2 protein-coding genes and 1 pseudogene are annotated in these 1,067 nt (G+C 35.1%); 2 read left to right on the forward strand and 1 reads right to left on the reverse strand.

Annotated elements, in window-relative coordinates:
* On the forward strand, positions 1 to 492 hold a 492-nt coding region (locus F6K49_RS52370; protein WP_293110980.1), incomplete at its 5' end, for a hypothetical protein.
* A gap of 9 nt (positions 493 to 501) precedes the next feature.
* Here the strand turns inward: F6K49_RS52370 and F6K49_RS52375 are convergent.
* Positions 502 to 600 (reverse strand): annotated as a pseudogene (locus F6K49_RS52375) (DNA-binding protein); the annotation flags it as partial.
* Between the two features lie 260 nt (positions 601 to 860).
* Between F6K49_RS52375 and F6K49_RS52380 the strand changes: the two are divergent.
* On the forward strand, positions 861 to 1,067 hold a 207-nt coding region (locus tag F6K49_RS52380), incomplete at its 3' end, for a hypothetical protein (RefSeq protein ID WP_293110983.1).

Genomic DNA, 1,067 nt, shown 5'->3' on the forward strand with positions numbered 1-1,067 from the left:
AAACCAGTTGATGAGAATTATAAATTAGCCATTAAATTGGCAAAACAAATTCCTTCATCAACGTCTGTCTATAATCAAGCTCAAGAGGCTATCCTTAAGTGGAACGAAAAGTTAAAACAAGTAGTTGGAGTAGAAGGCTTTAGTGATGGCATCTATTTGTACCATAATGAGAAAGAATTTGATAGATATATTATTTTAGAAAAGCAAGGCAATACTATCTTAGGGACAAGATATACTTTTCAAAGTGATGATATCCTTTGTTTTAGAGGAGTTATACGGCGTAATCTAGTTGAAGAAGTAATTGGAATTTTTTCTGGTATTGATTTTAGGCCAGAGATCAAAGATATTGACCCAATAGATTTATCTAAGTGGTATCGAATAAGTTGGGATAAAGCGTCTAAGTCTAGCAATGAGGCTCTACAATATGCCTATTATTATAGGCATCATAATATAGAATCTTGTCGAAAAGACTTCGTCGAGCAAATCCCTTGACAGACTTAGCAAATGGTTGAACAGAGGAATAATCCAGAATTTCCCGGTTTTATAGGCACCCCTGACCCGACCCTTCTCTAGGAGTTGGCGCAATCGTCGAGAGGAAATTGCTAATAGAGATGCGGCTTAAGTCGTTCCAACGCACTTGTTTATCAGCTGAAAAGTATACAGAGCATATATTGTAACGATTATTTTATCCCTAACCTCTTTAGTGCTTTACACACTAAAACCTGCAAAATTAAAATTCGCAGCAGTTGTCAGGAACAAAGAACGGGAACAGTAGTCAAGAATAATGACAATGCACCTAATCGAGCAGATAAAATATGAAAAAATTAACTCTTTTGTGTTCATTTGTTTATACTTTGCTTATGCCCACACCTGTTTTTGCGGGTATTCAAAACGTTAGGTATATGCACCAAAATGCCAATAATAGCTTCAATGTAATCTGCTTGGATGGTAGCTTAGAAAAAGTTAATACTCAGGCTATTCTCAATAACTCAATTTGTAAACATACGAGTAATCAAGGTAAACCTTCAAGTAATAATAGTAATCAAGGTAAACCTTCAAGTAATAAT

The organism is Moorena sp. SIO3I6, assembly GCF_010672095.1.